General features: G+C 71.9%; 19 protein-coding genes and 1 tRNA gene. 15 read left to right on the top strand and 5 right to left on the bottom strand.

Translation table 11 applies throughout. The features are described from left to right. The first annotated feature begins 119 nt into the window (after positions 1–119). From ACIGXX_RS31370 to ACIGXX_RS31350, 5 genes are all read left to right on the top strand, one after another. On the top strand, positions 120–1,706 hold the full coding sequence (locus tag ACIGXX_RS31370) for an ATP-binding protein (RefSeq protein WP_399980613.1): 1,587 nt from the start codon (positions 120–122) through the stop codon (positions 1,704–1,706). Positions 1,707–1,710: 4 nt separating this feature from the next. Then, positions 1,711–2,121 (top strand): roadblock/LC7 domain-containing protein, encoded by a 411-nt coding sequence (locus ACIGXX_RS31365; protein WP_351165059.1) that lies wholly within the window; start codon positions 1,711–1,713, stop codon positions 2,119–2,121. After that, complete coding sequence (locus ACIGXX_RS31360) at positions 2,118–2,510, top strand: DUF742 domain-containing protein (RefSeq protein ID WP_351165057.1); 393 nt, start codon at positions 2,118–2,120, stop codon at positions 2,508–2,510. The genes ACIGXX_RS31365 and ACIGXX_RS31360 overlap by 4 nt, the downstream gene beginning before the upstream one ends. Then, positions 2,491–3,117 carry an ATP/GTP-binding protein gene (locus ACIGXX_RS31355; RefSeq protein ID WP_351165056.1) on the top strand — a complete coding sequence of 209 codons (627 nt, stop codon included), beginning with the start codon at positions 2,491–2,493 and terminating at the stop codon, positions 3,115–3,117. Before ACIGXX_RS31360 ends, ACIGXX_RS31355 begins: the two co-directional genes overlap by 20 nt. A 101-nt stretch (positions 3,118–3,218) precedes the next feature. Further along, entirely contained in the window at positions 3,219–4,085 is an 867-nt protein-coding gene (locus ACIGXX_RS31350; protein ID WP_351165054.1) for a YhjD/YihY/BrkB family envelope integrity protein, read from the top strand. Positions 4,086–4,212: 127 nt separating this feature from the next. Here ACIGXX_RS31350 and ACIGXX_RS31345 read toward each other — a convergent pair. After that, positions 4,213–4,300: transfer RNA gene (locus tag ACIGXX_RS31345), tRNA-Leu, on the bottom strand. Positions 4,301–4,482: 182 nt separating this feature from the next. On the opposite strand from ACIGXX_RS31345, the gene ACIGXX_RS31340 reads away from it, so the two are divergent. The 3 genes from ACIGXX_RS31340 (at position 4,483) to ACIGXX_RS31330 (ending at position 7,181) form a co-directional block, all read left to right on the top strand. After that, a complete protein-coding gene (locus ACIGXX_RS31340; protein WP_399980607.1) occupies positions 4,483–5,835 on the top strand; it encodes a M20/M25/M40 family metallo-hydrolase in 1,353 nt (450 codons plus the stop codon). Between the two features lie 195 nt (positions 5,836–6,030). After that, positions 6,031–6,264, top strand: coding sequence for a chaplin ChpH (chpH, locus tag ACIGXX_RS31335; protein WP_351165052.1), 234 nt, complete (start codon positions 6,031–6,033; stop codon positions 6,262–6,264). Between the two features lie 140 nt (positions 6,265–6,404). Next, positions 6,405–7,181, top strand: coding sequence for a chaplin family protein (locus tag ACIGXX_RS31330; RefSeq protein ID WP_383818078.1), 777 nt, complete (start codon positions 6,405–6,407; stop codon positions 7,179–7,181). Between the two features lie 90 nt (positions 7,182–7,271). On the opposite strand, the gene ACIGXX_RS31325 is transcribed toward ACIGXX_RS31330, so the two are convergent. Further along, complete coding sequence (locus ACIGXX_RS31325) at positions 7,272–7,460, bottom strand: DUF5703 family protein (RefSeq protein ID WP_055544534.1); 189 nt, start codon at positions 7,458–7,460, stop codon at positions 7,272–7,274. Positions 7,461–7,507: 47 nt separating this feature from the next. On the opposite strand from ACIGXX_RS31325, the gene ACIGXX_RS31320 reads away from it, so the two are divergent. Continuing rightward, complete coding sequence (locus ACIGXX_RS31320; RefSeq protein ID WP_399980602.1) at positions 7,508–8,284, top strand: hypothetical protein; 777 nt, start codon at positions 7,508–7,510, stop codon at positions 8,282–8,284. 102 nt (positions 8,285–8,386) lie between these two features. Here the strand turns inward: ACIGXX_RS31320 and ACIGXX_RS31315 are convergent, their stop codons facing one another. Both ACIGXX_RS31315 and ACIGXX_RS31310 read right to left on the bottom strand, forming a co-directional pair. Further along, positions 8,387–10,711, bottom strand: a complete 2,325-nt coding sequence (locus ACIGXX_RS31315; protein WP_399980599.1) for a helix-hairpin-helix domain-containing protein — start codon at positions 10,709–10,711, stop codon at positions 8,387–8,389. Further along, positions 10,708–11,688: an aldo/keto reductase gene (locus ACIGXX_RS31310; protein ID WP_351165048.1), complete on the bottom strand. Its 981-nt coding sequence runs from the start codon at positions 11,686–11,688 to the stop codon at positions 10,708–10,710. The genes ACIGXX_RS31315 and ACIGXX_RS31310 overlap by 4 nt, the downstream gene beginning before the upstream one ends. Before the next feature lie 164 nt (positions 11,689–11,852). On the opposite strand from ACIGXX_RS31310, the gene ACIGXX_RS31305 reads away from it, so the two are divergent. Next, entirely contained in the window at positions 11,853–12,902 is a 1,050-nt protein-coding gene (locus ACIGXX_RS31305) for an LLM class F420-dependent oxidoreductase (RefSeq protein ID WP_351165047.1), read from the top strand. 223 nt (positions 12,903–13,125) lie between these two features. After that, the gene (locus tag ACIGXX_RS31300) at positions 13,126–13,914 is read left to right on the top strand and encodes a ferritin-like domain-containing protein (RefSeq protein ID WP_361463062.1); all 789 of its coding nucleotides are present in this window, start codon (positions 13,126–13,128) and stop codon (positions 13,912–13,914) included. Positions 13,915–13,929: 15 nt separating this feature from the next. Here ACIGXX_RS31300 and corA read toward each other — a convergent pair whose 3' ends face one another. Beyond that, entirely contained in the window at positions 13,930–14,928 is a 999-nt protein-coding gene (gene corA / locus ACIGXX_RS31295; RefSeq protein ID WP_361463407.1) for a magnesium/cobalt transporter CorA, read from the bottom strand. A gap of 62 nt (positions 14,929–14,990) precedes the next feature. Between corA and ACIGXX_RS31290 the strand changes: the two genes are divergently transcribed. The 4 genes from ACIGXX_RS31290 to mshC all read left to right on the top strand — a co-directional run bounded on the left by ACIGXX_RS31290 (position 14,991) and on the right by mshC (position 18,675). After that, complete coding sequence (locus ACIGXX_RS31290; RefSeq protein WP_351165045.1) at positions 14,991–15,677, top strand: histidine phosphatase family protein; 687 nt, start codon at positions 14,991–14,993, stop codon at positions 15,675–15,677. A gap of 81 nt (positions 15,678–15,758) precedes the next feature. Continuing rightward, the gene (locus ACIGXX_RS31285; RefSeq protein ID WP_351165044.1) at positions 15,759–16,349 is read left to right on the top strand and encodes a DUF3090 domain-containing protein; all 591 of its coding nucleotides are present in this window, start codon (positions 15,759–15,761) and stop codon (positions 16,347–16,349) included. Beyond that, a complete protein-coding gene (locus ACIGXX_RS31280) occupies positions 16,313–17,179 on the top strand; it encodes an SCO1664 family protein (protein WP_351165043.1) in 867 nt (288 codons plus the stop codon). The genes ACIGXX_RS31285 and ACIGXX_RS31280 overlap by 37 nt, the downstream gene beginning before the upstream one ends. Positions 17,180–17,445: 266 nt before the next feature. Beyond that, positions 17,446–18,675: a cysteine--1-D-myo-inosityl 2-amino-2-deoxy-alpha-D-glucopyranoside ligase gene (mshC, locus tag ACIGXX_RS31275; protein ID WP_399980592.1), complete on the top strand. Its 1,230-nt coding sequence runs from the start codon at positions 17,446–17,448 to the stop codon at positions 18,673–18,675. Positions 18,676–18,758: the final 83 nt, after the last annotated feature.

Below are 18,758 nucleotides of genomic sequence, written 5' to 3'. Positions count from 1 at the left end.
GGGGATCACGCAGGTGATCGAGGGGGTGCCGCCGCCGTCATCGGCGGCATCGCCATGCGATGGGTGCGAACCCTTGACAGGGTTGTCCACTCTTCGATCGCGTTGGTTTGAGGAATCAGATGGAACTTGCCACTCCGCCGCCGGCGGCTGTCCGGGCACCCGCGGCCTGGCACAGCTGGTGGCTGCTGCCGATGGGCCTCGGCGGCGGCAGCGTCGCCGCCGTGGCCGCCGGCTCCGACCCGGCCCGAATACCCACCGCGGTCGCGGGCCTCGCGGCCACCGCGGCCGCCACCGCCTGCGTCCGCCTCCTGCTGCGCACTCGCCAGGAGCTGAGCCGCGCCGCGGAGGACGCACGCAGTGCGCAGCTGAACCACTCCCAGCAGTGGCAGCAGCACGTCGCGGCCCTCGAACGGCGGTACGAGGGCGAACGCGCCGCCTACGAAGCGCACCAGGTCGACGAGGCCGGTGTGTGGCAGTGGCGCCTCGAGAGGCAGCAGGCCCTGGTGGCCCGCCTGGCGGACGAGTTCCTGCCCGCCGCCTTCGAGGGCCTGCGCGGCGGCGAGGCCATCGACGACCTCCTGCCGCTCGCACTCGACCAAGAGACCGAGATATCACCGGAGTTCAGGCTCGAACTGCGCAAGGTCCTGCGGACCGGCCTGATCGCCGTCGAGGAGGAGTTCAACCGCAGCGCCTCCGCCGAGCAGGCCGTGATCAGCATCGGCAGCCGGATCCACGTACTCACCGGAAAGATCCGCGGGCGGCTGCACGAGATGCAGGGCGAGCACGGCAGGAACCCGGCCGTCGCCCAGGGCCTGATGGAGCTGGACCAGGCGATCGGCCCCGCCGACTGCCTGGCAGCGAGCATCGGGGTCCTCGGCGGCACGGACCGGCCGGGACGTCAGTGGCAGGAGCCGCAGCGCCTGCTCAGCGTCGTGCGCGGCGGCGTCGGCCGCATCAAGGACTTCGACCGGGTCCAACTGCGCCAGCTGCCCGAACTCGGCGTCGACGGCGGTCTGGTGGACCACCTCACGCTGATCTTCGCCCACCTCCTGGACAACGCGGCACGCTACTCGCCGCTCACCGAGCCGGTCGTCGTCTCCGGCAAGGAGGTGCCCAACGGCGTCGGCATCGAGATCCAGGACGCCGGCAAGGGCCTGACCGACGAGAAGAAGCAGCAGGCCATGCGGGCGCTCGACGGCGCCGAGGCGGGCACCGGCCTCGTCGGCCTCTCCGAGGACGCACACCTGGGCCTGCGCGTCGTCGGCACGCTCGCCCGCAAGTACGGCATCAAGGTCACCTTCGCCGACTCGCCCTGGCTGGGCACCTCGGTGGTCGTCGTCGTACCGCACAAGTACTTCAGCCAGCTTCCGGCCGACTCCGTGACGGCACCGGCGGTCAGAACTCCCTCCCGGGCCGAGGCGCCCGCCGGGCGGGCCGCCCAGCGGGTACCGGCACGCACCGCGGCGGCCGAGGCCGCCGCGGACACCACGCCCGGCGGTCTGCCCCGGCGCAGGAGGAAGCACGCCGATCCCCCGCTGAGGGCCGACGCCGAACAAGGGACCACGGCGGGCGCCCTGCCGCCCGTGCTGCCGCCGGACGCGTCCTTCACCGGCATGGCGGCCTTCGCAGCCGCCGGACGAGACACCGATGGGCCCCGCACCGACCGGCCCCTTACCGCCGAGCCCCGCACCGAAGAGAGCGACTAGCCACATGACGCAACACGAATCCGACGTGAGCTGGGCGCTCCGCGACCTGACCGAGAGCATCCAGGAGATCCGCTTCGCGCTGGTCGCTTCGAGCGACGGCAAGGCCATCGCGTCGTACGGAGCCGACGACCCGGACGACGTGGACCGCTTCGCCGCCGTGGTCGCGGGCCTGCAGGCGCTCGCCCAGCCGGTGGCGGGCCAGTTCCCCGCGTACGGCGGCCAGTTGCGCCTGGCGATGATCGAGGTCGACGGCGGGCACCTGTTCGTGGTGCGGGCCGGGGTCGAGACCTACCTCGGGGTCCTCGCCAGGGAAGGGCTCGACCAGGGGCTGCTCGGACACCAGATGAGGGACCTGTCCCGCAGGATGGGCGAACTCCTCGGCACCACTGCGCGGCGGGAGGAGCAGCCTGGATGAGCGGCCCCCACCGGTCCGGCCCCCCACGGCCCACGGACCCGTCCGGTCTTGAGCGCTACTACGTGCTCACCGGCGGTCGCAGTGGTCCCGGCGGGCCGGCCGCCGGCCTCGACGTGGCGACCCTCGTCGTCTCCCGCTCCACCGCGGCCCCGGCCCCCGGCACCCAGTACGAGCACGGGGAGATCCTGCGCCGGTGCCGAGACCCGCTGTCGGTGGCCGAGTTGAGCGCCCACCTCGGACTGCCGTTCAACATCCTCGCCGTGCTCGTGGCCGACCTGCTGGAAGCGGGCCAGGTCGACGCACGTGATCCCATCCCGGCTTCCACACCCGGTCAGGGAGCGGACATCGCGCTCCTGGAGGAGGTACTCAGTGGACTTCAAAGGCTTTGACCGTCCGGACCGGCCGGAGCGGGCCGGCTCACTGGCCGCCGGGAGCCGCTCGGTCAAGGTGATGATCGCCGGGGGCTTCGGCACCGGCAAGACCACCATGGTCCGCTCCGTGAGCGACATCAAACCGCTCACCACCGAGGAGACCCTCACCCAGGCAAGCGCCGACGTCGACCACCTCGCCGGGGTGGCCGAGAAGAACGAGACGACCGTCAGCCTCGACTTCGGGCGGATCGGCCTCAACGAACAGCTCGTGCTGTACCTGTTCGGCACGCCGGGCCAGGAGCGCTTCTGGTTCCTGTGGAACGGCCTGTTCAAGGGCGCCCTGGGGGCCGTCGTCCTGGTGGACACGCGACGCCTGGCGTCCAGCTTCCGGGCGATCGAGGAGATGGAGCGCCAGGGCGTGCCCTTCGTCATCGCCCTGAACGTCTTCCCGGACTCCCGGAGCCATCCCGTCGAGGAGATCCGGGACGCCCTGGACATCCCCGAGCACACACCGGTCGTCGCCTGCGACGCCAGGGACCGCGAGTCGAGCCGCGACGTGCTGATCGCCCTGGTCCGCCACCTCAAGGAACGCTCCACCGCCGCGCCCCTGGAGGCCGCCCGCTGACCGACCCCGTCCCGGACACCGGTCCGGCACGCGTACGGTCGCGGGCCCGTTCGGCGGTACGCGGGGCTGGCCCCGGAGCGATCGCGGGTACGTGATCAGCCATGCCCCCTGCATCCGGTACGCCGAACCACGGCGACCCCGCGCCGCACGGACCGTGGTTCCTGCGCCTGCACCGCCGCCTCCTGGGCTCGGCGGTCGCGCTCGCCTGGAACCGCGGGCGCGAGATGGAGCTGATGCACCGCGCCATGGGCTTCGCGGCGCTCGGCTTCCTCACCCTCGTGCCCCTCCTCGTCGTGGTCGCCGCGGCCGACCTCGGGAGGGGAGAGGGCTTCGCCCGGTGGCTGGTGCAGGGCCTCGGGGTCTCCTCCGAGGTGCCGGAGGAGGAGATCGAGCGGCTGTTCGGCGCGCCGGGGCGGGCGCTGCAACGGACCACGGCGCTGGGCCTCGCCGCGCTGGCCGCGTTCGGCGTGACCTTCGGATCCGCCGTACAGACCGGCTACGAACGCGTGTGGCGTTTGCCCCCCGCCCGCTGGCACACCATGTGGCGGCACGTCGTCTGGCTGGCCGTGCTGGTCTTCGGCCTGCTGCTCTTCGTCACCACGCTCTCGCCCGAGGAGTCGTCCGCCGCCGAGGCCGCCCTCGTCGCCGCGGGCGATGCCATCGGTGCGTTCTTCTTCTTCTGGTGGTCGCAGCGCCTGCTCCTCTGCGGCCGGGTCCGCTGGCGGGCCCTGGTCCCGGGGGCCGCGGCGACGGCCATCGGGCTGCTGGGGCTGCGGATCTTCTCGCAGTTCGTCTTCTCGCCGCTGATCGCGTCGAACGCGGTGACGTACGGCCCGTTCGGAACCGTGCTGATCCTGCAGTCCTGGCTGGTGGGGGTGGGTTTCGTCGTCTACGGCGGCGCGCTGGTGGGGTGCCTGGCCCATGAGCGGCGGCTGCGGCGCAGACTGACGGCCGAGGGACCGGACTGACGACGGACCGGACTGCCGGACGACGGACCGGACCGCGGGCCGAGGACGCTTTGCGGGTGGCCGCCGACCCGGCAACGCAAAACGCCGGCCGGGAGCGATCCCGACCAGCGCATTGGTGGTCAATCCTTGGTGTCCGAGGGGGGACTTGAACCCCCACGCCCGATAAAGGGCACTAGCACCTCAAGCTAGCGCGTCTGCCATTCCGCCACCCGGACCAGGTGGTCTGTCGCGGTTTCCCGCGGCGACGTGGAAAACCATAGCAAACATTCGGAGGCCTCTGATCACACAGGCCGGCAGCGTGAACGGCGCATGACGACGGGTGCCCGGCCTTGGGTGTCGAGGGGTGGGCGCGGGAGGATGAAGAGGACCACCAGCAGCGATAGCGGGAGGAACCATCGTGAGCGAGTCGAGCAGGGCCGACAGGGCGGGCGAGGCGGACCGGTCGCGGCCCGTCACCGGTGAGGACGAGGTCGTCGACCTCTGCCGCGACCTGATCCGCATGGACACCAGCAACTACGGCGATCACTCGGGCCCGGGGGAGCGCAAGGCCGCCGAGTACGTCGCGGAGAAGCTCGCCGAGGTGGGGCTCGAGCCGCAGATCTTCGAATCGCACCCCGGCCGGGCCTCCACGGTGGCCCGCATCGCGGGCGAGGACCGCTCCCGGCCCGCGCTGCTCATCCACGGGCACCTCGACGTCGTACCGGCGAACGCCCAGGACTGGACGCACCACCCCTTCTCCGGGGAGATCGCGGACGGCTGTGTGTGGGGCCGCGGCGCCGTCGACATGAAGGACATGGACGCGATGACCCTCGCGGTCGTCCGTGAGCGCATGCGCAGCGGCCGCAAGCCCCCGCGCGACATCGTGGTGTCCTTCATGGCCGACGAGGAGGCCGGCGGCACGTACGGCGCGCGCTTCCTCGTCGACAAGCACCCGGAGCTCTTCGAGGGCGTCACGGAGGCCATCAGCGAGGTCGGCGGCTTCTCCTTCCAGGTCAACGAGGACCTGCGGCTCTATCTCATCGAGACGGCCCAGAAGGGCATGCACTGGATGAAGCTGACCGTGGACGGCACGGCGGGCCACGGTTCGATGATCCACAAGGACAACGCGATCACCGAACTGTCCGAGGCCGTGGGCCGGTTGGGGCGGCACAAGTTCCCGGTGCGGGTGACCAAGACGCTGCGGCACTTCCTGGACGAACTCGGCGATGCCCTGGGCACCGAGCTCGACCCGGAGAACATGGACGCGACGCTCGCCAAGCTGGGCGGCATCGCCAAGCTGATCGGCGCCTCCCTGCAGAACACCGCCAACCCGACCCAGCTGGGCGCGGGCTACAAGGTCAACGTCATCCCGGGACAGGCGACGGCGCACGTCGACGGCCGCTTCCTGCCGGGGTACGAGCAGGAGTTCCTCGCCGACCTGGACCGGATTCTCGGCCCGAACGTCAAGCGCCAGGGCGTGCACGCGGACAAGGCCCTGGAGACCACCTTCGACGGCGCGCTCGTCGACGCCATGCAGACGGCGCTCCAGGCCGAGGACCCGATCGCCCGCGCCGTTCCGTACATGCTCTCCGCGGGCACCGACGCCAAGTCCTTCGACGACCTCGGCATCCGCGGTTTCGGCTTCGCGCCGCTGAAGCTGCCGCCGGAGCTGGACTTCGCGGGCATGTTCCACGGCGTGGACGAGCGGGTGCCCGTGGACGGCCTCAAGTTCGGGGTGCGCGTGCTCGACCGGTTCATCGACGCGTCCTGAACGCCGGTCCACGCGCCCCTCATGGGGGCAGGAACGCGGCATATACGTGCTGAAACGAAACTCCAATAATCGTCAGCGCGTGCGTACTTGACTGAAAAGAGTGAAAGGAACCATACGCTCGTAGCCCCAATGGCCCCTCCTCGTTACAGGTGGTGCGGTCCGCGGCTGGGATCGCATTGCCAACAAGGAGGAATAATGATCAAGAAGATCGTCGCCGCTGCGGCTGCCACTGGTGGTCTCGTGCTCGCGGGTGCGGGTATCGCTGCTGCCGACGCCGGTGCTCAGGGTGCCGCCGTGAAGTCCCCCGGCGTGCTCTCGGGCAATGTCGTTCAGGCGCCCATCCACGTGCCGGTCAACGTCTGTGGCAACACGGTCTCCGTGATCGGGCTGCTGAACCCCGCCTTCGGCAACACCTGCGTCAACAAGTGACGTTGCTGTGCCTCACCCCATGAGGGTCTGAGTCCGTCGGCCCCGGAGTGCTTGCCTTGCACTCCGGGGCCTTCGGGCATTCCGCGTACGCACCTCAAGGAGCGTGCGCATTCCTGAAGGTCACAAGGCAGGGAAAACCTATGCGACAGGTCACTCGTAAAGGCCTGATCACGGTGGCGGCCGCGACGGGCGTGCTCGCCATCAGCGGCGGATACGCGCAAGCGGACTCGGGCGCCCGCGGGGGTGCATCGGATTCTCCGGGCGTGCTGTCCGGCAACTCGGTCCAGCTCCCGGTTCACGTGCCGTTGAACGTCTGCGGCAACAGCGTCAACGTCGTCGGGGTGCTCAACCCGGCGGCGGGCAACAACTGCGCCAACACCTCCGACGACGGCGGCGGCCACGGCCACGGAAAGCCCTCGGGTGGCGGGTCCTCGGCGGACGGTCACGCCAGTGACTCGCCCGGTGTGGGTTCGGGCAACGACGTCCAGCTGCCGGTCGACGTGCCGGTGAACGTCTGCGGCAACAGCGTCACCATCGGCGGTCTCGGCAACGCGACCACCGGCAACGAGTGCGCCAACGACTCGGGCGAGGCGACCCCGCCCGGAAGCGAGAAGCCGCCCACGAAGCCGGAGCAGCCGCCGGGCGGTCCGGAGAACCCCCAGACGCCGGAGAAGCCCGAGCAGCCGGGGAAGCCGGGGGAGCCGGGCACTCCGGGCAAGCCCGGCACGCCGGGCGCGGAGCCGGAGGACCGGGCTGTGCCGAACCAGCCGGGGACGCAGATCATCGCGCAGCCGAAGGGCTCGGAGACGCTCGCGTCGACGGGCAGCGAGCTGCCGGTCGGCGTCGTGCTGCCGGTGGGCGCGGGCATTCTGCTCGCGGGAACGGTGCTGTACCGCAGGGCACGGTCGGCCGCCTGATCGGGGGCGCGCGCGTCGCCGCTTGATCCGGTACGCAGAATGGAGGGTGTCCCGACTGGTCGGGGCACCCTCCATTCTCGCTGTCCCACATCACCAAGTGGCCCGCAGCTGGCGGATGATCCGCCGCTTCAGCCGCACCCTGCGGCTGCCGTCCGAGTGCAGGCTCAGGCGGTCCAACTCCCAGTGTCCGTACTCTGCGTGGTCCGTCAGCAGGCGCGTTGCTTCCTTGCGGGTGACCCCGCGCGGCACATACACGTCGACAAATTCGTATTCCGGCATCGCATCTATTGTGCAAGTACAGGCCCGGTACGGATAGCGTCTGCACTATGTCTGATGCTGCGCAGCCCACCGCTGCCGAGGTACGCGCCGCCGCCGAGGCGGTCAAGACCGCGCTCGACCGTCACCTTGCTGCGGTCGAACGCAGGTCGGGGGAGGACGACCCGGCCGTCTATGAAGCGTTCAACGAGCTCGCCGCGGCGGCCGAGGAGTACGACGAGCTCCTCTACGACCGCTATGACGAGGTCACCCCCTTCGAGATCCCTGGCTCGGACAGCGACGTGCTGCCGCCGTACCAGGGCCCGGAGGAGGCGAACGCGCTGAGCGTGCTGATCCGCAGGGACTACGCCGTGGCGGAGCCGCAGCGGCTGCTCGCACAGGCCCAGCGGGTCGCGGACCTCGACGAGGGCGCGGCGGGCGACAGCCCCGCCGCGGCGGCGGGCAGCAGTGTGCACGCCGCGCTCGGCGTCCTCTTCGGGGAGTTCGAACCGGACGAGATCGCCTCGCGGCACAAGGAGTTCGGCCTCGAGGAGGGCGACTCCACGCTCTGGGTCACCGCGGCGGACGAGCCCGCCGAGCCGGGGGAGTGGCTCGACGCCCCCTTCGACCAGGCGGACCCGCACCGGGTCGTGTGCCGGTTCGACGTCAGCGCGGTCTTCGACGACGACCCGGACGACGAGGGGGCCGATGCCGACGCCGACGTCCGTCTCCGTGTCGATCCCGACGCCGTGGCGGTCCTTGAGGAACTCGACGAGCTCGACGAGGTGGACGAGGTGGACGCCCTCGACGTCGACGACGACAGGAGCCCCCTGGACGCGGACCGCTGATCCCGCGGGCGCGCGCGTCGCGGCCCTTCCGGGCGGTGCGCCGCCGCTTCCGGGGGCCGGTGGTCGAGGCGGCCACCCGGAAGCGCGGGTTGGTCCCTCGGCTCAGGACGTGGCGGGGACCTGGGGGCGCAGGAGGGTCTGCAGGCGCGTCGTGCGGGCCTTCGGGGGGATCTCCGCCACCGCGCGCGGCAGCGCCTGCTCGGCGCCCTGGACGACCGACAGGTGCCGCTCGCCGCGGCTGAACGCGGTGTAGACCCAGGGCCTGCTCAGGGCCGCCGTCGCGTCGCCGGGCAGCACCACGACCGCCGCGGGCCAGCTCAGCCCCACGGCCTGGTGCGCGGTGAGCGCCCAGGCGTGCCGCACCGTCTGCTCCACCTGCTCCTTCGGTACGACCACGGGGGCGCCGTCGCACTCCAGGCGCAGCCCCTCCGCGTCGGCCCCCAGGACCCGGCCGAGCGTCGTGCGACCCGGCGCCGGGACGTGGGCGACGCGGTCGCCGGGGTCGAAGCCGCCGAACCGGCCGGGGCCGGGGTTCAGCCGCTCCTTGAGCGCGGTGTTCAACGCGCGCGTGCCCGCGGCGCCTCCGTGCCCGGGAGTGATGACCTGGGTGTCCTGCGTGGGCACCCCGATCGCCCGGGGCACCGAGTCCGCCACGAGCTGCACCGTGCGGTGGACGGCCTCGCCCGCGTCCCGCACGGGGACGATCACGACTTCCTTGCCCGGCGCCTCGACCTGGTTCAGCTCGCCGATGCCGATGCCGGAGACCAGCTCCCCGATGGGCCCGGGGTCCGGGACGCGCGAGACGACCTGCGGGCAGCAGCGCGCCGCGAGGAGATCCGCGAAGACCCGTCCGGGGCCCGCCGACCACAGCACGCCCGGGTCGCCGCTCAGCACCAGGCGGGCGCCGTCCGGCAGGGACTCCACCAGCATGGCGGCGCTCTCCACGTCCAGCTGCGGCGCGTCCAGGACCACCAGGAGGTCGAGGGCGAGCGCTCCGTCCCGGTCCCGCCCGGGGCCCTCCGCCCCCGAGAGCAGCCCTGCCACGGTGGCGGCGCCCGCCTCCTCGGCGCCGGTGAGCCCGGCGACGCGCTGGCGCCCCGCGGAGCTGTGCGTGGCCGCCCACGCCCGCAGGCCGAGGCCGGCCGCGGCCGCCACCAGCGCGGCGGGCTCGGCGCGTGCCGCCTCGCCGCCGGTGTGCAGGACGAGTCCGTGGCCGGCCGCCGCGCGGATCAGCTCGGCGGTGGAGCCGGCGGCCCCGGCCGCGGCGGACTCCCAGTCGGCGGCCCGCGGTCCCGAACCCTCTTCCTTGGGCAGGGAGTTGATCACCCGGGCCAGCCCGTCGGCGAGGCTCTCCTCCGCGAGGGCGTACTGCTCGAGGCCGACCAGGACGCGGACCGGCACCTCGGCCTCCTCGCCCTCGCCGTCGGCCTCTTCCCGCACGGGGGCCGGAGCTCCCGGTGTCTCGATGGCGTCCTGGAAGACCAGGATGTCGCCCTCTGCGATGGCGCTCTGCACCGCCGCGTCCGGATCGGGCACGGAACGCTGGCCGAGCGCGGCGGTGAGCGCCGCCGCGTCCAGGGCCGTGTGCCCCGCGACGGCCGCCTGCTCCAGGAGCCAGGCGGTGATCGCGCGCCCCCTGCGCTCGTCGTCGGGCCGGCACTCCGCGCCGAGCAGCGCCCGCGCGAACCCGTCGGCCTGCTCCGTGCGCACACCGCTGACCCGCAGCAACTGCCAGGGGTCGTCTCGCAGTTGGGCATCGGCGCCTTCGCCGAGCGCCGCCGCCGTCCGCGCGGCGAGGGCGGCGGGCGCCCCTCCCTCGGCGAGCACCGCCGCGACCGCTGCCACGGCTTCGTCGCCGGGTCCCGAAGCGGCTGCCGCGACGGGCTGCGGGCGCCGCACGGGCTCGGGCGCCGCCCTGCGCGGTGCGGGCTCGGGCTCGCGGAAGGCGCTGACGGCCGGCTTCTCGCCGCTCTCCACCGCGCGCACGGCGGCCAGCAGGTCGGCGGCCGTGCCGCTGAGCTTGGCCCCGGCGTCGACCGGGCCCTGCTTGGCGGCCTTGCGCTCGGCGATCCGGGCGAGCAGCTCCCGCTGGGCGGCGATCTCCGCCTCGGTCTCCGAGAGTTCCTTGCTCTCGGCGGTGGCGTCAGAAGCAGTGGCGTCTGAAGCGGTGGCGTCTGAAGCGGTGGCGTCAGGCACAGGGGCATCAGGATCGGCGGAGGTGTCTGTGTCGGCGACGGCAGCGGTGGCAGCGGCGTCGGCGTCGTCAGGTACGTCGGCCACGGTGTCCGCGTCGTCCGCTCCGTCGGAACCGGCGGTGGCAGTGTCGGGTTCGGCCGCGCCCTCGGTCTCGGGCGCCTCCGCCCCGGTCTCCTCCGCGGCAGCGGCCTCCGCTTCCTCCGCGGCAGCGGTTTCCGGCTCCGTACTCACAGCGTGCTCCAGTCCTGATCGGGGTAGCGGTGCACGGGCGCCGACACGTCGTCGAGCGCCTGGCAGATCTCGTCAGGAAGACTAAGGGTCTCCACTGACAATGCGGCCGTGAGCTGCTGCGCGTTGCGCGCGCCGACGATCGGCGCGGTCACTCCGGGGCGGTCGCGCACCCACGCGAGGGCGACGTGGAGAGGCGTGGCCGCGAGGCCGTCCGCGGCCGTGGCGAGCGCGTCGACGATGCGGCTCGCCGCCTCGTCCAGGTAGGGCGCGACGAACGGCGCCAGATGCTCGGAGCCGCCGCGCGAGTCGGCCGGGGTGGAGTGGCGGTACTTCCCGGTGAGCACGCCGCGGCCGAGCGGCGACGAGGGCAGCAGGCCCACGCCCAGGTCCATCGCCGCGGGCAGCAGCTCCCGCTCGACGCCTCGCTGCAGCAGGGAGTACTCCATCTGCGTACTGGCCAGGCGGGTGCGCGTCCCCGGCGCCGCGAGCTGCCAGGTCGCGGCCTTGGCGAGCTGCCAGCCGGAGAAGTTCGAGATGCCCGCGTACCGTGCCCGGCCGCTGCTCACGGCTATGTCCAGGGCCTGGAGCGTCTCGTCCAGGGGTGTCCAGGGATCGAAGGCGTGCAGCTGCCACAGATCCACGTACTCCGTGCCCAGGCGGGCCAGGGACGCGTCGAGCGCGGAGAGGAGGTGACCGCGCGAGCCGTCGAAGCGGCGGTCGGGGTCGGGCACGCTGCCCGCCTTCGTCGCGATGACCAGATCGCGCCGCGGCACGAGCCTTTCTATGAGACGGCCGAGCAGATACTCCGCCTCGCCGTCGCCGTACACATCGGCCGTGTCGACGAGGTTGCCACCGGCTTCCCAGAACACCTTCAACAGATCGGCGGCATCGCTCTCCTGGGTGTGGCCCCAGGTGAGGGTGCCGAGTCCGATCCGGGACACGCGAAGGCCGGTACGGCCGAGATGCCTCTGCTCCATGGGCGCTGAGATTACTGGCCGTGCTCCAGTGGCGTGAGGGGCTGTGGACAAACCTGTGTCCGTGGACAACCCGGCCACCCGTCCGCCCGCCGCTGACGGCGCGCGGGGCCACGCGCTACAGTCCCCGGCACAGGGACGTTACTGCTCAGTAAGGGGATTCGGCCATGCAGCTCGGGATCAACCTCGGCTACTGGGGCGCGGGGATGGACGCGGACAACCTCGCCGTCGCCAAGGAGGCCGACAAGCTCGGCTACGCGGTCTGCTGGGCCGCGGAGGCCTACGGCTCGGACGCCGCGACGGTGCTGTCCTGGGTGGCCGCGCAGACCGAACGCATCGACATCGGGTCCGCGATCTTCCAGATCCCGGCCCGGCAGCCCGCGATGACCGCCATGACGGCCGCCACGCTCGACTCGCTCTCCGGCGGGCGCTTCCGCCTGGGTCTCGGCGTCTCCGGACCGCAGGTCTCCGAGGGCTGGTACGGCGTCAAGTTCGACAAGCCGCTGGCCCGCACCCGCGAGTACGTCGAGATCGTCCGCAAGGCGATGACGCGCGAGCGCCTCAGCTACGAGGGCGAGCACTGGACGCTCCCGCTGCCGGAAGGACCGGGCAAGCCCATCAAGCTCACCGTCCACCCGCAGCGCGAGCACATCCCGCTGTACGTCGCCGCGATCGGCCCCAAGAACCTGGAGCAGACCGGCGAGATCGCCGACGGCGCCCTGCTGATCTTCCCCTCGGCCGAGCACCTGGAGGAGACGGCGATCCGCCACCTGCGCGCGGGGCGCGAGAAGGCGGGCAAGACGATGGAGGGCTTCGACGTCGTCCCGACGGTGCCGCTCGCGGTGGGCGACGACGTCAGCGCCCTCGCGGACATGTTCCGCCCGTACACCGCCCTCTACGTGGGCGGCATGGGCAGCCGCAAGCAGAACTTCTACAACCAGCTCGCCCAGCGCATGGGGTACGAGAAGGAAGCCGCCGAGATCCAGGACAAGTACCTGTCCGGCGACAAGGAGGGCGCCGCGGCCGCCGTGCCGCGCGAGCTGATCGACTCGACGACGCTCCTCGGCTCCGTGGACCGGATCGCCGAGCGGATGCAGGCCTACGCGGCCGCCGGGGTCACCACGCTCACGCTGGCGCCCGCCGGCTTCACGCTGGAGGAGCGGATCGCGGCCCTGCGCGCGGGCACGCAGGCGCTGGAGCGCGCTGGACTGGCGTAACCCGGAGGGAGAAGTTCTGCGGCCGTGGTGGGGGCTCGGGGGTCTTCCCCGCCACGGCCGTCATGGAGCACAACGCGTCGTGCGGCCCCTCGGTTACGGCCCCGTCCGGGGTCAAACCTCCTTCGTTTGGCGGAGCTGCCACCGGCAGCTGTTGCCACACCCGCGCCACGGCATTTGACTTGTTCTTTGCGGAGTTCGCGCGGAGGGCATGGAGGTGCCAGTGATGCTTTCGGCCAGGAGTGTCTTCGAGGAGATCCTCGACAACGATGAGTCGTTCCAGCTCTTCTGTTCCATCGCGGCCAGCGGGGAGTCGCAGGGAGGCTGGGAGAACGGGCGCATCGCCGCGCTCCTCCCCGACGGCCAGCGCGCCCTCACGTCCAAGGTGACCCGGCACGGCGCCGACGAGGACAAGCACGGACGGATCTTCAACGCCCTTCTGAAGAAGCGCGGCCTCGAGCCCGTCCCGGTCCCTCCCGAGACCGACTACACCATGCTCCTGGAGCGGCAGGGCATCGGCCTCGCGCACGAGAAGCTGCGCCGCGAGGAGCCGCTGACCGAGCGGGACGTCGTCGTCTACCTCTCGCACAGCCGCGTCACCGAACAGCGCGCCGCCGACCAGATGGACATGCTCGTCACGTACTTCGGCGACCACCCCGAGGTCGGCAAGGCCATCAGGATGATCTGCCACGACGAGGACAACCACCTGGCGTACTGCCACGAGGAGTTGCTGCGCCTGGCGGCCGCCGGCCACGGGCGGACGATCCTGGACACCCTGCACGAGTGCGCCCGCGCCGAGACCCGTGTGTACCGGGACGTGAGCATCGCCGTGATGGGCCACATGGGCCGCATCCTGGGCTGGCCCAAGCCCAAGTCCGCGGCGCTCGCCTCGGGCGTCAACGCCATCTACGCGTACGAGCGGTTCGGCGGCTGGCGGCGGATGGTGTCCCTGAAGATGCCCGAACGGCGCGACGCGCTCGGCGGGCCCGCCACATCGGCGGCCGGACTCGCCTGACCCGCGCCCCGCCCGCTAGAGCCAGCCGCGGCGCTTGAACAGCCGGTACAGGAAGACCTCAAGCGCGACCATCAGCAGGATCACGGCCGGGTAGGACCACTCCCAGTGCAGCTCGGGCATGTGGTCGAAGTTCATGCCGTAGACCCCCGCGATCATCGTGGGGACCGCCGCCATGGCCGCCCACGCCGAGATCTTCCGCATGTCGTCGTTCTGCCGCACGCTCATCTGCGCCAGATGCGCCGAGAGGATGTCGGACACCAGGCGGTCGAGGCTGTCCACCCAGTCGTTCACGCGCGTCAGATGGTCGCTGACGTCCCGGAAGAACGGCTGGGCCGTGTCCTTCACGAAGGGCACGTCGGGCGCGAAAGGGCCCGCTCCGGAGAGGCGCATCATGGGCATCGCCAACGGTCCCGTGGCCCGGCGGAACTCGACGATCTGCCGCTTGAACCGGTAGATCCGCGACGCCGTGTTGCGGCTGCCGCCGCTGTCGGGCGAGAAGACCTCCGCCTCCAGCTCCTCCAGGTCGGTCTGCAGCTCGCCCGCGACGTCCAGGTAGTGGTCCACCGTGGCGTCGGCCACCGCGTACAGGACGGACGTCGGACCGTGCATGAGCATCTCGGGCTCGGCCTCCATGCGATGGCGTACGACACCGAGGGGCGAGCCCTCGCCGTGCCGGACCGTCACCACGAAGGCGTCGCCGATGAAGACCATGACCTCGCCCGACGAGACGGCGTCGCTGTCCGGCTCGTACACGACCGGCTTCAGGACCACGAAGAGCGAGTCGTCGAACACCTCCAGCTTGGGCCGCTGATGCGCCTTCAAGGCGTCCTCCACGGCCAGTGGATGCAGCCCGAACTCGCTGCTGACCTCGTCGAACTCCGCCTCCGTCGGTTCGTAGAGGCCCACCCAGACGAAGGCGTCCCCCGAGGCCCGGGCCTCGCCCAGGGCGTCCGAGAAATCCGCCTCGCACTCGGTCCGGCGTCCGTCCCTGTACATCGCGCAGTCCACGATCACGGAGCGCATTCTTCCTAACCTCTGCCCGGGGCGCACCCCGTCGGCCGCTTAGGCTGGCCCGCATGCCCACGCTGATCCTCGTCCGGCACGGACGATCCACCGCCAACACCGCGGGTCTGCTCGCCGGGTGGACCCCCGGCGTGGCCCTGGACGAGCGCGGCGCCGCACAGGCCGCCGCGCTCCCCGGACGCCTCGCGGACCTGCCGCTAGCCGAAGTCGTCACGAGCCCGCTGCAGCGCTGCCAGGAGACCGTCGCGCCGCTGCTCGCCGCCCGGCCGGAGCTTCGGGCGCACACCGAGGACCGCATCGGGGAGTGCGACTACGGAGACTGGTCGGGCCGCAAGCTGGCCGAGCTGTCCGACGAGCCGCTCATGGAGGTCGTACAGCAGCATCCGTCGGCGGCGGCCTTCCCCGGCGGTGAGTCCATGCGGGCCATGCAGACGCGGGCCGCCGAGGCGGTACGCGAGTGGAACGCGCGCGTGGAGCGCGACCACGGCCCCGACGCGGTGTACCTGATGTGCTCGCACGGCGACATCATCAAGTCCCTTGTCGCGGACGCCATCGGACTCCACCTGGACCTCTTCCAGCGCATCTCCGTGGAGCCCTGCTCCGTCACCGCCATCCGTTTCACACGGCTGCGGCCCTTCCTCGTGCGCCTGGGGGACACCGGGGACTTCGGTTCGCTGGCGCCCCGTGCGGAGGCGCCGGGCAGCGACGCGGCGGTGGGTGGCGATGCGGGAGCACCGTGATCGTCGCCCGCAGTAGGGTGCAGTGGTCGCGTCGAACAGGCGCAAATGATCAATCGCAGTCGATCCCAATGGAGACAGGACGTGTCGCGTCAGGTGTTCCTCTACGACCCGCCGGAACGCTTCGTGGCCGGAACGGTCGGGCTCCCCGGACGGCGGACCTTCTTCCTCCAGGCATCCGCCGGAGTGCGGGTGACCAGCGTCGCCCTGGAGAAGACCCAGGTGGCCGCGCTCGCCGAACGCATGGAAGAGCTGCTCGACGAGGTCGTGCGCCGCAGTGGCGGCAATGCTCCCGTCCCCGTCGTCGCACCCAGCGAGGTCAGTGACAGCGCGCCCCTCGACTCGCCCGTCGAGGAGGAGTTCCGCGTCGGCACGATGGCGCTCGCCTGGGACGGCGACGAGGAGCGGATGATCGTCGAGGCACAGGCTCTGGTCGAGCTGGAAGCCGAATCCGACGAGGATCTCGCCGAGGCCGAAGAAAGGCTTCTGCAGGACGACGAGAACGGGCCGCCGATGCTGCGCGTCCGGCTCACCGGGGCGCAGGCGCGCGCGTTCGCCAAGCGCGCCCTCGACGTCGTGAACGCGGGGCGGCCGCCGTGCCCGCTGTGCAGCCTCCCGCTCGACCCGGAAGGACACGTATGCCCGCGGCAGAACGGATACCGGCGGGGCGCGTGAGTGCCTCCGGCGTGGACGCGTCCACCGGTGTCGTGGACCTGCTGACCCGGGGCGAGCTGACCGTCCGCGGGCGGATCCGCGAGGCCTCGAACGCGGTGCTCTACTGCACCGTCGCGTACGAGGGCCAGGAGGCCGCCTGCGTGTACAAGCCGGTCGCCGGGGAGCGCCCCCTGTGGGATTTCCCCGACGGGACGCTCGCGCAGCGCGAGGTGGCCGCCTACGAGGTCTCCGAGGCGACGGGATGGGGTCTGGTCCCGCCGACCGTGCTGCGGGACGGGCCGCACGGCGAGGGCATGTGCCAGCTGTGGATCGAGGGCTCGGAATCGGACCCGGAGTCCTCCGAGGACGGCGGGGAGCTGCTGGCCCTCGTCGAGGGCGCGGAGCCCGGTGACGGCTGGAAGGCGATCGGCTTCGCGGACGTGGGGGAGGGGCGGACCGCGCTTCTCGTGCACGCGGACGACGAGCGGTTGCGGCGGCTTTCGGTGCTCGACGCCGTGATCAACAACGCGGATCGCAAGGGTGGGCATCTGCTGACCGAGGGCGGGCGCCTGTACGGGATCGACCACGGGGTCACGTTCAATGCCGAGGACAAGCTGCGGACGCTGCTGTGGGGGTGGGCGGGGGAGCCGCTTTCCGCCGAGGCGGTGGCGGTGCTCGAGTCCCTGCGGGACGGTCTTGGCGGGGGCGCGCCGCTCGCCCTGCGGCTGGGGGAGCTGATCACCGGGGCCGAGGTGGACGCGCTGCGCGCGCGGGTCGCTGCGCTGCTGGCTTCCGGGAAGCATCCCGTGCCCGGAGGGGAGTGGCCTGCCATTCCGTGGCCGCCGGTGTAGGCGTTGCCCGGCCGGGCGCTGCGTGTACCGCCCGGTTCATCGGTGCCCCCGCGGCTCCCGCGTTGTGCCCACCTTTCCCCGGGCTCTCGGCTTCGCTCGAACAGGGCAGACCCCCCCCTCGAACAGGGCAGACCCCCCATCGCCCTTGCGGAACGCCCGCCCACAGCGGGGGGCGGCTGGAGGAGCGGCGGCGCGATTGCGCCGCTCTGAGGCGTCTGAGGCAGCCCCACTCGTATACGGACGCTCCGTCCGGTTAGGCTCAGGGCATGCATGCCTGGCCCGCTTCTGAGGTCCCCGCCCTGCCTGGCAAGGGCCGCGACCTCCGGATCCACGACACCGCGACCGGCGGTCTTGTCACCCTTGACCCCGGTCCCGTCGCCCGTATCTACGTCTGCGGCATCACTCCGTACGACGCCACCCACATGGGTCACGCGGCGACCTACAACGCGTTCGACCTCGTGCAGCGCGTGTGGCTCGACAACAAGCGGCAGGTTCATTACGTCCAGAACGTGACCGACGTGGACGACCCGCTCCTGGAACGCGCCATCCGCGACGGAAAGGACTGGGTCGAGCTCGCCGAGGGCGAGACCGCCCTGTTCCGCGAGGACATGACCGCCCTGCGACTGCTCCCGCCGCAGCACTACATCGGAGCCGTCGAGGCGATACCCGGCATCGTGCCGCTCGTCGAACGGCTCCGGGACATGGGCGCCGCCTACGAGCTGGAGGGCGACGTCTACTTCTCCGTGGAGTCCGACCCCCACTTCGGTGAGGTGTCCGGGCTCGACGCCGCCGCGATGAAGCTGCTCTCCGCCGAGCGCGGCGGCGACCCGGACCGGCCGGGCAAGAAGGACCCGCTCGACCCGATGCTCTGGATGGCGGCCCGCGAGGGCGAGCCGAGCTGGGACGGTGCCTCGCTCGGCCAAGGGCGCCCCGGCTGGCACATCGAGTGTGTCGCCATCGCCCTCGACCACCTGGGGATGGGCTTCGACGTGCAGGGCGGCGGCTCCGACCTCGCCTTCCCGCACCACGAGATGGGCGCCTCGCACGCCCAGGCGCTCACCGGCGAGCACCCCTTCGCCAAGGCGTACGTGCACGCCGGCATGGTCGCCCTGGACGGCGCGAAGATGTCCAAGTCCAAGGGCAACCTCGTCTTCGTGTCGAAGCTGCGGCGGGACGGGACCGACCCGGCCGCCATCCGCCTCGCGCTGCTCGCGCACCACTACCGCGCGGACTGGGAGTGGACGGACGCCGTCCTGACCGAGGCCGTGGAGCGCCTCGGCCAGTGGCGTGCCGCCGTCTCGCGTCCCGACGGACCCTGTGCCGACGCCCTCGTCGAGGAGATGCGCGACGCCCTCGCGAACGACCTGGACGCTCCGGCGGCGCTCGCCGCCGTGGACCGCTGGGCCGCCCGCCAGGACGCCGAGGGAGGCACGGAAGAGGGCGCCCCCGGCGTCGTGTCCCGTGCCGTCGACGCGCTGCTCGGCGTGGCGCTGTAGTCACCGTCCACCGAATGGGCCGCTCCGGAAATCCAGGAGCGGCCCATCAAAGTCCATGGCCCCGGAGCCCGTTGAGGCGCTAG

Origin of the sequence: Streptomyces sp. NPDC055243, assembly GCF_044544025.1 — a bacterium.
Taxonomy (GTDB): Bacteria; Actinomycetota; Actinomycetes; order Streptomycetales; family Streptomycetaceae; genus Streptomyces.
The sequence above is the reverse complement of the archived record's forward strand: the minus strand, read 5'-3'. Positions and strand labels throughout refer to the sequence as shown.

Bases quoted from the DNA above. Each gene is read 5' to 3' on its own strand.
- ACIGXX_RS31370 (WP_399980613.1), top strand. From the start codon at position 120: ATGGAACTTGCCACTCCGCCGCCGGCGGCTGTCCGGGCACCCGCGGCC.
- ACIGXX_RS31365 (WP_351165059.1), top strand. From the start codon at position 1,711: ATGACGCAACACGAATCCGACGTGAGCTGGGCGCTCCGCGACCTGACC.
- ACIGXX_RS31360 (WP_351165057.1), top strand. From the start codon at position 2,118: ATGAGCGGCCCCCACCGGTCCGGCCCCCCACGGCCCACGGACCCGTCC.
- ACIGXX_RS31350 (WP_351165054.1), top strand. From the start codon at position 3,219: ATGCCCCCTGCATCCGGTACGCCGAACCACGGCGACCCCGCGCCGCAC.
- chpH (WP_351165052.1), top strand. From the start codon at position 6,031: ATGATCAAGAAGATCGTCGCCGCTGCGGCTGCCACTGGTGGTCTCGTG.
- ACIGXX_RS31330 (WP_383818078.1), top strand. From the start codon at position 6,405: ATGCGACAGGTCACTCGTAAAGGCCTGATCACGGTGGCGGCCGCGACG.
- ACIGXX_RS31325 (WP_055544534.1), bottom strand. From the start codon at position 7,460: ATGCCGGAATACGAATTTGTCGACGTGTATGTGCCGCGCGGGGTCACC.
- ACIGXX_RS31320 (WP_399980602.1), top strand. From the start codon at position 7,508: ATGTCTGATGCTGCGCAGCCCACCGCTGCCGAGGTACGCGCCGCCGCC.
- ACIGXX_RS31310 (WP_351165048.1), bottom strand. From the start codon at position 11,688: ATGGAGCAGAGGCATCTCGGCCGTACCGGCCTTCGCGTGTCCCGGATC.
- ACIGXX_RS31305 (WP_351165047.1), top strand. From the start codon at position 11,853: ATGCAGCTCGGGATCAACCTCGGCTACTGGGGCGCGGGGATGGACGCG.
- ACIGXX_RS31300 (WP_361463062.1), top strand. From the start codon at position 13,126: ATGCTTTCGGCCAGGAGTGTCTTCGAGGAGATCCTCGACAACGATGAG.
- ACIGXX_RS31290 (WP_351165045.1), top strand. From the start codon at position 14,991: ATGCCCACGCTGATCCTCGTCCGGCACGGACGATCCACCGCCAACACC.
- ACIGXX_RS31280 (WP_351165043.1), top strand. From the start codon at position 16,313: ATGCCCGCGGCAGAACGGATACCGGCGGGGCGCGTGAGTGCCTCCGGC.
- mshC (WP_399980592.1), top strand. From the start codon at position 17,446: ATGCATGCCTGGCCCGCTTCTGAGGTCCCCGCCCTGCCTGGCAAGGGC.